At 36.3% G+C, this 10,762-nt stretch carries 9 protein-coding genes and 1 rRNA gene; all 10 read right to left on the reverse strand.

The features are described from left to right. Window positions 1-54 precede the first annotated feature (54 nt). The gene (gene ispF, locus AC3WJF_RS10340) at window positions 55-534 is read right to left on the reverse strand and encodes a 2-C-methyl-D-erythritol 2,4-cyclodiphosphate synthase (RefSeq protein ID WP_492451806.1); all 480 of its coding nucleotides are present in this window, start codon (window positions 532-534) and stop codon (window positions 55-57) included. Between the two features lie 129 nt (window positions 535-663). Further along, entirely contained in the window at window positions 664-1,353 is a 690-nt protein-coding gene (ispD, locus tag AC3WJF_RS10345; RefSeq protein WP_492451808.1) for a 2-C-methyl-D-erythritol 4-phosphate cytidylyltransferase, read from the reverse strand. Between the two features lie 192 nt (window positions 1,354-1,545). After that, a complete protein-coding gene (locus tag AC3WJF_RS10350) occupies window positions 1,546-2,643 on the reverse strand; it encodes a PIN/TRAM domain-containing protein (RefSeq protein ID WP_492451810.1) in 1,098 nt (365 codons plus the stop codon). Window positions 2,644-2,964: 321 nt separating this feature from the next. After that, on the reverse strand, window positions 2,965-4,038 hold the full coding sequence (disA, locus tag AC3WJF_RS10355; RefSeq protein WP_492451812.1) for a DNA integrity scanning diadenylate cyclase DisA: 1,074 nt from the start codon (window positions 4,036-4,038) through the stop codon (window positions 2,965-2,967). Window positions 4,039-4,042: 4 nt separating this feature from the next. After that, a complete protein-coding gene (gene radA / locus AC3WJF_RS10360; RefSeq protein ID WP_492451814.1) occupies window positions 4,043-5,416 on the reverse strand; it encodes a DNA repair protein RadA in 1,374 nt (457 codons plus the stop codon). 213 nt (window positions 5,417-5,629) lie between these two features. Then, window positions 5,630-8,074 (reverse strand): ATP-dependent protease ATP-binding subunit ClpC, encoded by a 2,445-nt coding sequence (clpC, locus tag AC3WJF_RS10365; RefSeq protein WP_492451817.1) that lies wholly within the window; start codon window positions 8,072-8,074, stop codon window positions 5,630-5,632. Window positions 8,075-8,086: 12 nt separating this feature from the next. Next, window positions 8,087-9,160: a protein-arginine kinase McsB gene (gene mcsB / locus AC3WJF_RS10370; RefSeq protein ID WP_492451819.1), complete on the reverse strand. Its 1,074-nt coding sequence runs from the start codon at window positions 9,158-9,160 to the stop codon at window positions 8,087-8,089. Next, window positions 9,160-9,705 (reverse strand): protein-arginine kinase activator protein McsA, encoded by a 546-nt coding sequence (gene mcsA, locus AC3WJF_RS10375; RefSeq protein ID WP_492451821.1) that lies wholly within the window; start codon window positions 9,703-9,705, stop codon window positions 9,160-9,162. The genes mcsB and mcsA overlap by 1 nt, the downstream gene beginning before the upstream one ends. A 16-nt stretch (window positions 9,706-9,721) precedes the next feature. Next, the gene (locus AC3WJF_RS10380; RefSeq protein ID WP_492451823.1) at window positions 9,722-10,183 is read right to left on the reverse strand and encodes a CtsR family transcriptional regulator; all 462 of its coding nucleotides are present in this window, start codon (window positions 10,181-10,183) and stop codon (window positions 9,722-9,724) included. A 492-nt stretch (window positions 10,184-10,675) separates the two neighbouring features. Next, window positions 10,676-10,762 (reverse strand): 5S ribosomal RNA (rrf, locus tag AC3WJF_RS10385); the annotation flags it as partial.

Consider the following 10,762-nt stretch of genomic DNA (forward strand, 5'->3'; position numbering starts at 1 on the left):
TATCTATAAGTCCTGTACTATTTTACCACTGTCATTCTTTGAAAAAAAGCGTGCTTACTTTACTTCTTGTAAAAGGACTGCTGCTTGCGAGGCAATTCCTTCACCTCGACCAGTAAAACCAAGCTTTTCCGTAGTTGTTGCTTTGACATTTACTTGTGAAATATCAGCTTCTAACAACTCGGCAATCCTTCCACGTATTTGTTCAATATAAGGAGCCATTTTAGGCTTTTGGGCAATGATAGTACAATCAATATTTCCCAAACAATAACCCTTTTCTTTAACTAAATTCCAAACATGTGATAATAACTTAGCTGAATCTGCATCTTTAAAAGCTGGATCTGTATCTGGAAAATGCTTGCCAATATCTCCTTCTCCAATCGCTCCTAAACAAGCATCTGCAACCGTATGTAATAACACATCCGCATCAGAATGTCCTAATAATCCTTTTTCATAGGGAATATGGATCCCGCCAATGATCAAGGGGCGATCCTCAGTCAATTGATGAACGTCATAACCTTGTCCAATTCGAAACATAATTTTGCTCCTTTTTGCCTTTTTTAATAACCAGAAAGTAAAGGTTTTTATCACACAAGTAATTTCAATAGTTAGTCTTGGTCTAGCGCAAGCAGCCATCAGCTAGCCGATGAGCAAGGACTTCCGCTTTTAATTATTACTTGCTCTTTGTTTTAAAATTGCCTCTGCAATATATAAATCTTCTGGTGTTGTTAATTTAATATTATCATAATCTCCTGTAACAATTTGTACTGGGTGCTGAAGCCTTTCTACTAGCGAAGCTTCATCCGTACCAAGAAAATTTTCCTGCATTGCTTGATGATGGGCCTCCCACAAAAGAGAAAAGCGAAAAGCTTGTGGAGTCTGAACCTGCCACAAGCTTGTACGCTCAATCGTCTCCACTACTTGGAAATCCTGAACTTTTTTAATGGTATCCTTGACTGGAACTGCCGCAATCGCCGCTCCCTTTACATGGGCAACCTCTGCTAATTGATGAATAACTTCATGCCTGATAAACGGCCTGGCTCCATCATGAACTAGAATAATGTCACAGTCCTTCGTAACTTGTAAACCATTAAAAACACTAAATTGTCTTTCCGTTCCCCCAAAAACCATATGAATTTTATCGGTTTTTTTGTGGGTCTGTAACAACTTCTTGAAAAAGGCTTCATCATCAGGTTGAATAACTAAAATAATTCCACTGCATTTAACATCCTCAAGGAAAACCTTAAGTGTATGAGAAATAATTGGTTTTTCCTTTAAGTGCAAAAATAATTTATTTTTCCCTGCCCCCATACGCTTTCCTTGTCCTGCAGCTGGAATAATAACCTGATATTCCATCCATTAATTCCCCTATCACCTTAATAATACTGTTTTCGTACAGATTATTATTTTTCGTATATTATTTTAAATCCTAATTTAGACCTAGTTTCGGGGCATCTTTTCTTAAAAAGTTATTCATTCTTAGCTTATATTGGGTTGTTTATAAGATTTCCAATCCATACAAGCAACAAAGTTTAAGAAAAGAGCCTTCTATAATGCTTTCTCTAATAGTTTGGGCTTAGCAAATATCATTCGGCCAGCAGATGTTTGCAGCACGCTTGTAACTAAAACATCAATCCGTTTCCCAATATAATTTCTGCCCTCTTCTACTACGATCATCGTACCATCATCTAAATAAGCAATGCCTTGATGATATTCTTTTCCATCTTTAATTAATTGAACATTTAGCTCTTCCCCAGGTAAAACAACTGGTTTAACGGCATTCGCTAAGTCATTTATATTCAATACTTGTACATTTTGCAGTTCACAAACCTTGTTTAAGTTAAAATCATTGGTAACTACAATACCATTCGTTAACTTTGCAAGTTTAATTAACTTACTGTCCACTTCCTGAATATCATCGAAGTCGCCTTCATAGATTTGCACTTCAATTGGAAGTTCTTTTTGAATTCGATTTAAGATATCTAAACCTCTTCGTCCTCTATTACGTTTCAGAGCATCAGAGGAATCAGCAATATGCTGAAGCTCCATTAACACAAATTGAGGAATAACAATAATGCCATCCAAAAATCCTGTTTGACAAATATCAGCAATTCTACCATCAATAATGACACTAGTATCCAATAGTTTCAATGTTTTTGCGTTCTTTTTTTCTTCCTCTACTTCGATATTTGCTTTCTTTTTGTTGGAACGCGAAGAAATGGTAAATAGATTCATCAATTCCTCCCGCTTTTTAAAACCAATTTGAAAACCTAGATACCCAAGCAATAAAGTTAAAAGAATCGGAATAACCGAATTCACAAATTGAATTTTAATATTACTTAATGGTATTCCCATCAAAAAGGCAACAAGCAAACCAAAAATTAAACCTAAGCTTCCAGATATAATCTCCGTAATTGGAGCCTTCACAACAGAATCCTCAAACCATTTAACAAAATCAACCACATAATCAACTGTCCAAAATGTAATGAAATAAAATATAATAGCGCCTAAAATTGCAGTAACATAAGAATTATTAAGAAAGATAATATCGTGTACATTAAATAGTTTAAATAATTCAGGTATTAAAAATATACCTAGTGTTCCTCCTATTATTAGAAAGCATGCTTGCACAATTCTTTTTAACATTATTTCACCTCCTCTATTAATTATAAACAATTTCTTAAGTTTAAAACGTAATATCGATGAATATTTTTATTTTGTAATGGAATGGTTAATTTATTGTTATATCGAAATATAAATTTGTACATTTGTAATACATATCCCCTCATCAATATAGTGTATTTAGGCTGTTTTCGTATGATTGTTTCTTTTCGTCATTTATTATCAATCCTAACAAGACTCTCTTTCGGGGCATCTTTTCTTGCTGGTTTCTTCAGTTTTAGCCAAATAAAGTCTAAAGCTAAAGTTTTCGAATTCTAAAAGCATCAAAGTTTAAGTAAAGATCCTTTATAACTGGCGATCAGCGAATATTTGCTCTTTAATTAATTGCAGTCCATCTTTTATCTTACGTGCTCTAACTTCACCAATTCCTTCTACATCATCCAGTTCATCAACAGTAGCACGTAGTATATTGGGAAGAGCCGAGAATGTATCTATTAGATTCTCCAATATTATCATTGGAAGTCTTGGAATCTTGCTTAATACTCTATAACCTCTCGGAAAAACCGTTTCATCCTGATGAATGAAATTATTATATCCTAATAACTTCATCACAACGTTATCGTCTAAAACATCTGAACTTACCATATCCTGAAATCTTACAAGGAGATCGATTGGTTTTGCCTTTTGCTCAAATGCATAATCTCTTATGATCAACATTGCCTCCTCTTCAATATCTGTCATAAGCTCTTTCATTTGTAACCGGACTAAACGTCCTTCTGTCCCTAATTCGTTTAGATAAGTAATCAGTTCTTTTTTTATCCTTATGACCATCTCTAATCGATGGAGTACTTGCAATAAATCACTATATGTTACAAGTTCTTCGAATTCCAAAACTGATAGATTAGCTATACTTTGATCTAACACAACCTTGTATTTTTCTAACGTTTGAATAGCCTGATTTGCCTTTGTCAAGATAACCCCGATGTCTTTTAAAGCATAGCGAAAGCTTCCTTGATATAACGTAATAACATTTCTTCTTTGCGAAATAGCAATAACAAGTGATTTTGTTTGCTTAGCAACTCTTTCAGCTGTTCTATGTCTCATCCCTGTTTCAGAGGAAGAAATGGAAGCATCAGGCGCCAATTGGGCATTAGCAATTAATATTTTACTTCCTGTTTCATTTAATATAATTGCTCCGTCCATTTTAGCTAATTCGTATAAATAACTTGGACTAAAATTGCAATTTATCGTGAATCCACCATCTACCAATACTTTAAACCGATCATTATAACCAAGGACAATTAATCCACCAGTGTTTGCACGCAACACATTATCAATACCTTCTCTTATTGGTGTCCCAGGTGCGATTAATTGCAGAATCTCTGACATCGATTTTTGTTGGGGCCTTTTTTCTTCCATCCAATCACCCTCCTAATGCATGCTGTAACGCTTCCTTTACTGTTGAAACACCAATAACTTGAATCCCGCTTGGTATTTTCCAGCCACCTAGATTATTATTCGGAATGATCACGCGATTAAAGCCTAATTTAGCCGCTTCCTGCACACGTTGTTCGATTCTGGATACTCTTCTAACCTCACCCGTTAGTCCGATTTCACCAATAACGATATCATCAGCTTTTGTCGGTACATCACGGAAGCTGGAAGCAATACTTACTGCAATTGCCAAATCAACAGCCGGCTCATCAATTTTCACACCGCCTGCAACCTTCAAATAGGCATCTTGATTCTGCAGAAGCATACCGACTCTTTTTTCCAAAACAGCCATTATTAGATTTACTCTGTTATAATCTATCCCCGAAGCCATTCTTCTTGGTGTAGGAAACATAGAGGGTGAAATAAGTGCCTGTATCTCTACTAAAATAGGTCGTGTACCTTCCATAGAGGCAACAACGGTTGAACCTGAAGCACCTTTGGACCTTTCCTCTAAAAATATTTCAGACGGATTCGCCACCTCTTCAAGACCCAATTCTTTCATTTCAAATATCGCCATTTCATTTGTAGAACCAAAACGATTTTTTACAGCTCGTAAGATACGGTAAGAATGATGTCTCTCACCTTCAAAATAAAGAACCGTGTCAACCATATGCTCTAAAAGGCGTGGTCCGGCAATATTTCCTTCTTTTGTAACATGCCCGACAATGAAAATCGCAATACCATTTGTTTTCGCAATTCTCATTAATTCTGCCGTACATTCTCTTACTTGTGAAACACTACCCGGTGCTGATGTTACCTCAGGGTGAAATATAGTTTGAATGGAATCAATAATGACAAAATTGGGGTTTAAATCTTGAATGGTTTGTTGAATTACTTCAAGATTTGTTTCAGAAAAAACATATAGTTCATTTGAAGTAATTTGGAGGCGATCTGCTCGAAGTTTTGTTTGTTTCACAGACTCTTCCCCGGAAATATATAAAACTTTATGTTGATGTGTTGATAGCTGGGATGATACTTGAAGAAGCAATGTCGATTTACCAATCCCAGGGTCTCCCCCAATTAAGATTAAGGATCCAGGTACCACGCCTCCTCCTAACACTCTATTTAGTTCAATTAGATCCGTCTCTACTCTCGCCTCTTGTTCTGATTGAATCGTGTTAATAGGAGCGGCCTTTACTGCTGTACCTGGAGCTGTATGTAAAAAAGCACCTTTTGGTTTGCTAATGACAGAAACTTCCTCCACCATTTGATTCCATTCATTACAGCTTGGGCATCTTCCCATCCACTTAGGAGACTCATACCCGCAAGATTGGCAAATAAATTTCGTTGTTTTCTTTGCCATTTTTTACTTCCTTTCTATATATCTATGCATAATCAAAATCAGAATTACTATTTTGGAAAAAATACAAATAAGTAAATAACTTCCAATTTTAGAAATAATGTGGTTGTTTCCTTATCATTCGATTCTCTTACCATAAGGAAACAACCCACAACTATTAATTACTTATTATAGACGTGCCAACTAATTAAATGGTTTCATTTAATTATGAAAATCCTAAGATAATGTTCCAGTCATTTCTGAAGAATGAACGACAAATTTACCATCTTTTACATCAATTACTACATGCTGCCCTTCTAAAATTGTACCTTTTAATAACTCTTCTGATAGGCGATCTTCAATATGTTTTTGTATCGCACGACGAAGTGGCCTTGCACCATATTCTGGATCGTATCCTTCTTCAGCAATTTTTTCCCTTGCAGCCTCTGTTAACTCTAATTCAATTTTTTGTTCCTTTAAGCGTTTTGTTAATTCTTCAGACATAAGGGATACAATTTGTTTTAGTTGGTCTCTTTCTAACGCATGGAACACGATCATCTCATCCACACGATTTAAAAATTCTGGACGGAATGCCCTCTTAAGTTCTTCCATTACCTTGCTCTTCATATCCTTATAGTCTTGGTTACTACTATCTTGGATATTGAAACCAACATATTTATTTCTTTTTAAAGCCTCAGCACCAACGTTAGAAGTCATTATTACTACGGTGTTTCGAAAATCGACTGTACGTCCTTTAGAATCTGTCAATCGACCGTCCTCTAATACTTGAAGCAATATATTAAAAACATCAGGATGTGCTTTTTCAATTTCATCTAGCAAAATAACCGAATAAGGTTTTCTGCGTACCTTTTCTGTTAATTGTCCACCCTCTTCGAACCCAACATACCCTGGAGGTGACCCTACAAGTCTTGAAGTTGAATGTTTCTCCATGTATTCAGACATATCGATGCGGATCATCGCATCTTCATCTCCAAACATTGCTTCCGCAAGTGCCCTAGCTAATTCTGTTTTTCCAACACCCGTTGGTCCTAGGAAAATGAACGAGCCGATTGGACGTTTTGGATCCTTCAATCCAGCACGCGCACGTCGAACCGCTTTAGAAATAGCCCTAACAGCTTCTTCTTGCCCGATTACTCGTGAGTGAAGAAGTTCTTCCAGATTTAATAATCGATCGGTTTCTGTTTGCGCTAATTTGGAAACAGGAATTCTAGTCCAGCTTGATACAACATTTGCAATATCTTCTACTGTTACTTCGCTATTTTCTTGTCCTTGTTTTTCCTTCCATGACTTTTTCGTTTCTTCTAGCTTTTCTCGTAAGCGTTGTTCTGAATCGCGCAGAGATGCGGCTTTTTCAAATTCTTGGCTTTGAACTGCAGCATCTTTTTCTTTTTTAATTTCTTCTAGCTTAGCTTCTAATTCCTTTAAACTTGGTGGTGTTGTATAGGAACGTAATCGAACCTTAGAGCCTGCTTCATCAATTAAGTCAATTGCCTTATCAGGTAAAAATCGATCAGAAATATAACGATCGGATAATTTTACTGCAGCTTCAATTGCCTCATCCGTAATTGAGACGCGATGATGAGCCTCGTAACGATCACGAAGTCCCTTTAAAATTAAAATAGATTCTTCAGTTGTTGGTTCGTCGACTTGGATTGGCTGGAAACGTCTTTCCAAGGCTGCATCTTTTTCAATATACTTCCGATATTCATCAAGCGTTGTTGCGCCAATACACTGAAGTTCACCACGAGCTAAGGACGGCTTTAGGATATTTGACGCATCGATTGCTCCTTCTGCACCGCCTGCACCTATTAATGTATGCAACTCATCAATAAATAGAATAATATTTCCCGCTTGGCGAATCTCATCCATTACCTTTTTTAAACGATCTTCAAATTCACCACGGTATTTTGTCCCTGCAACAACCGTACCCATATCTAAGGTCATCACACGTTTATCACGAAGAGTTTCAGGCACCTCATTATTTACAATTTGTTGTGCCAGGCCTTCCGCAATCGCAGTTTTACCAACACCTGGTTCCCCTATGAGGACAGGGTTATTTTTTGTTCTTCTACTTAACACCTCGATAACCCGTTGAATTTCCTTGCTTCGACCAATTACTGGGTCAAGTGTTTCTTCGCGAGCAATAGCAGTAAGGTCTCGAGCAAGACTATCTAATGTTGGTGTATTAGCATTTGAAGTGGATCCACCTTGATGATTTCCGGTTTCATTACTTCCAAGAAGCTGAAGAACTTGTTGGCGCGCTTTATTGAGACTAACGCCTAAATTGTTCAACACTCTTGCTGCCACACCTTCTCCTTCCCGAATTAAACCTAACAATATATGTTCAGTTCCAACATAAGAATGTCCAAGCTTACGCGCTTCATCCATAGACAATTCAATTACTTTTTTAGCACGTGGTGTATAATGAATGGTTTGCCCAGAATCTTGTCCTTTGCCAATCAAATTTTCTACTTCCGTTTGAATTTTTTCTGCACTTAGTCCAAGCCCATACAGTGCTTTTGCTGCTATTCCTTCTCCCTCTTGAACTAATCCTAGTAATATATGCTCTGTACCGATATTATTGTGGCGTAAACGAATCGCTTCTTCTTGTGATAATGCAAGAACTTTTTGTGCTCTTTCTGTAAAACGGCCAAACATCATAAGGATCTCCTCCTAACTATTATTCACTTCTTCAAGTTTTAAGCGTTCCCTAATTAGCGAAGCTCTTCTAATATCCCGTTCATGTGGGCGAAGAGGTCCTCCGGCATATTGCTGTAAAAATCCTGGTTGCGTTAATATCATTAATTCATTAAGTATAGATTTTGATACGTTTTTTATATATCCTGTATCAATACCCAGTCGTACATCTGAAAGACATTGTGCAGCTTCTTTTGATTCTATAATGCGACTATTTGCCAACACACCGTAAGAGCGATACACTCTATCTTCTAATTGTATGTTAGAGGTTTTTATCAATGCTTCTCTGGCTGACCTTTCCTGTGCGATAATTTGCTGAACAACACTTGTTAAATCTGAAACAATATCCTCTTCTGTCTTTCCTAATGTCATTTGATTAGAGATTTGAAATATGTTACCAAGAGCTTCGCTGCCTTCTCCATATATTCCTCTTACCACTAATCCAAGCTGATTGATTGCAGGAATAATTCGATTTATTTTCTGAGTTAAAATAAGACCTGGTAAATGAACCATAACAGATGCTCTCAATCCAGTTCCAACATTTGTTGGACAACTTGTTAAATAACCGAACTTTTCATTAAAAGCATAGTGTATATGTTCTTCTATTACATCATCTATTATATTTGCTTTTTCTAAAGCATCCTTTAATTGTAATCCTGGGAAAAGACATTGGATCCGAATATGATCTTCCTCGTTAATCATGATACTAACATCTTCATCATCTGTTAATATGACAGCCCCGTGCGAAGAATCATCTGCAAGATTAGGACTTATTAGGTGTTTCTCAACCAGCACTCTTTTTTGGAGGGGTTGTAAATCATCCATTCTTAACAAATCTATTTGACTTCGGTCTTCTTTTATTATGTTAAAAATCTCCGTAACTTCCGTTATAATTTTCTTTGCTTGTTCAGGGCTATATATGGTTGGGAAAAAATGTTCTTTAAAGTTACGGGCTAAACGAATTCGAGAACTTAAAACAATATCAGAATCCGGTCCATCTTGGCTCATCCATGAACTAATCGCTTTATATAAAAATTTTTCTAGAGTCATTAGGCTTCTCCTCCTTCGGTTTGAAGCCTAGCCTCTAATGCACGAACCTCATCACGAATTTCTGCAGCTCTTTCAAATTCTTCATTTTGAATAGCAACTTGCAGGTCGGTTCTAAATTGGTTAATTTGCTTTTTAATTTGAATAGAACCCCCAATTCTTTTAGGGATTTTGCCATGATGCTCATAATTACCGCTGTGAAGTCTTTTTAATATAGGAGTTAATTGATCTTTAAAGGCTTCATAACAATGTGAACATCCAAATTTGCCTACATTCAGAAATTGTTTGAAGGTCATTTTACAATTATCACACTGTAAAATATCGTTTCTAGGAATCTCTTCTTGTTTTGTTTGTTGCAAGATTGGATCATAATTAAATAATCCTGCTAATAAGTTATTGATAGAAAAACCTGGCTCTCCGTCAAACATGAACAATTCACCTTTATCTTGGGCACATTTTTCGCAATAGTGAAGTTCTGTTTTCTCTCCATTTATTATTTTGGTAAAGTATAGAGTCGCCGGGCGTTCTTGACACTCTTGACAAATCATGACTTACACCTCTTCACTACTTGTATTTCAATGTCATTAGCATAGCCTTCAGTATTCTTGCTCTAAGTTCATCTCTATCAGGTAATTCAAGGTACAGTACAGAACGATCCATTACGCATAACATAATTTTTGCTTCTCTTTTAGATATTACCTCTTCCTCCACTAATCTAATGATGACATCTGCTGCGTTTGACTGGGAGATACGATTTTTAATAAGTAAAATAAGCTGGTCAATTAAATGCGCCTGATCATGGCTTTTTACCTTCATGATTCGAATATAACCGCCTCCACCTCTTTTACTTTCCACCACATAACCTTTTTCTATAGTAAATCGAGTATTTATTACATAATTTATTTGAGATGGCACGCATTGAAATTTATCCGCTATTTCACTTCTTTTAATCTCAACAATTTCACTGCCATTCAATTCCAATACTTTCTTCAAGTAGTTTTCTATGATGTCAGATATATTTTTCATCAAGTCCACCTCCTTACTACGGCTTGACTTTGACTATATTTGACTTTAATTATACATTATTATTAGAAAAGTGCAAGCGGTTCAGTTTTCATATATGTAGGCAGCTTTTAACATATTGCAGTATATCCTATGTAAAAAAACAATTTTGGTTAATTGTATGAGTTTGTTTCTAAATATCAGTTTCACCAAAGAACTTTTAAAATAAAACAAGGAACGTGCAAAGATAATAATTATTTATGAATACTTTTCCCACTAAAATACTTCCACTAAACGTAGTGAATTAAAGAAAAAAACATTACATATCTTCTTTTTCGTAATCTAGGGGCCTAATCTCGTGAATTTCTTGCTTAATCTCGTGATTTGTGCCTGAATGCTCGTGAAAACGGCAGCTAATCTCGTGAATTTAGCGTTTAATCTCGCGAAATGTGACTTTAGACCTAATTTGAACATATAAAAAAAGCCACATACGCAAAACCTGTGACTTATCTGTTTGCCTGGCAATGTCCTACTCTTGCAGGGGGAGAGCCCCCAACTACCATCGGCGCTGAGAAGCTTAACTTCCGTGTTCGGGATGGGAAC

The organism is Heyndrickxia sp. FW510-T9 (assembly GCF_058781025.1).

Coding starts and splice junctions, on each gene's coding strand:
- ispF (WP_492451806.1), bottom strand. CDS start 534: ATGTTTCGAATTGGACAAGGTTATGACGTTCATCAATTGACTGAGGAT.
- ispD (WP_492451808.1), bottom strand. CDS start 1,353: ATGGAATATCAGGTTATTATTCCAGCTGCAGGACAAGGAAAGCGTATG.
- AC3WJF_RS10350 (WP_492451810.1), bottom strand. CDS start 2,643: ATGTTAAAAAGAATTGTGCAAGCATGCTTTCTAATAATAGGAGGAACA.
- disA (WP_492451812.1), bottom strand. CDS start 4,038: ATGGAAGAAAAAAGGCCCCAACAAAAATCGATGTCAGAGATTCTGCAA.
- radA (WP_492451814.1), bottom strand. CDS start 5,416: ATGGCAAAGAAAACAACGAAATTTATTTGCCAATCTTGCGGGTATGAG.
- clpC (WP_492451817.1), bottom strand. CDS start 8,074: ATGATGTTTGGCCGTTTTACAGAAAGAGCACAAAAAGTTCTTGCATTA.
- mcsB (WP_492451819.1), bottom strand. CDS start 9,160: ATGACTCTAGAAAAATTTTTATATAAAGCGATTAGTTCATGGATGAGC.
- mcsA (WP_492451821.1), bottom strand. CDS start 9,705: ATGATTTGTCAAGAGTGTCAAGAACGCCCGGCGACTCTATACTTTACC.
- AC3WJF_RS10380 (WP_492451823.1), bottom strand. CDS start 10,183: ATGAAAAATATATCTGACATCATAGAAAACTACTTGAAGAAAGTATTG.